1 protein-coding gene is annotated in these 590 nt (G+C 65.9%); it reads left to right on the top strand.

Annotation, left to right across the window (positions count from 1 at the left end):
• Positions 1 to 30: 30 nt before the first annotated feature.
• Positions 31 to 590, top strand: a 560-nt coding sequence (locus AU192_RS21905; protein WP_242656996.1) for an HNH endonuclease signature motif containing protein, incomplete at its 3' end; no start/stop codon positions are given.

Below are 590 nucleotides of genomic sequence, written 5' to 3' on the forward strand. Positions count from 1 at the left end.
GGGCAGCGCAACCACGATGCGCTCAATGCCATGTGCCGGAAGTTGCTCGCCTCGGGCACGTTGGGCAGCAATAACGGGTTGCCGGCCACCATTTTGATCAAGGCCAAGCTCACAGAGCTCGAATCGGGCACCGGCCACGGGCTCACCGGCGGGGGGTCGCTGCTGCCGATGAGCGAGGTGATCAAACAGGCCTCCTCGGCGCACCACTATCTGGCGATCTTCGATGACCACACCGAAGAAATTCTGTACTTGGGGCGGGCTAACCGGTTGGCGTCCAAGGCCCAGCGGCTGGCGCTGTTCGCCCGCGATGGCGGCTGCACCCGGCCCGGCTGCACCGCCCCGGCATACCACTGCCAGGTCCACCATGGGCACAACGATTGGGCCGCTGGCGGCCAGACCAACATCGACGAGCTCACCCTGGCCTGTGGCCCCGACAATCGGCGGGTCAAACCCGGCGGCTGGCGCACCTACAAACGCAAAGACGGGCGCACCGCATGGCGTCCTCCACCCCAACTCGACACCGGCCAAGCCCGCATCAACAACTACCACCACCCCAACCGCTACCTCATCCCCGACGACGGAGACGACGA

The sequence above is a fragment of the Mycobacterium lehmannii genome (assembly GCF_001499925.1).
GTDB lineage: Bacteria > Actinomycetota > Actinomycetes > Mycobacteriales > Mycobacteriaceae > Mycobacterium > Mycobacterium lehmannii.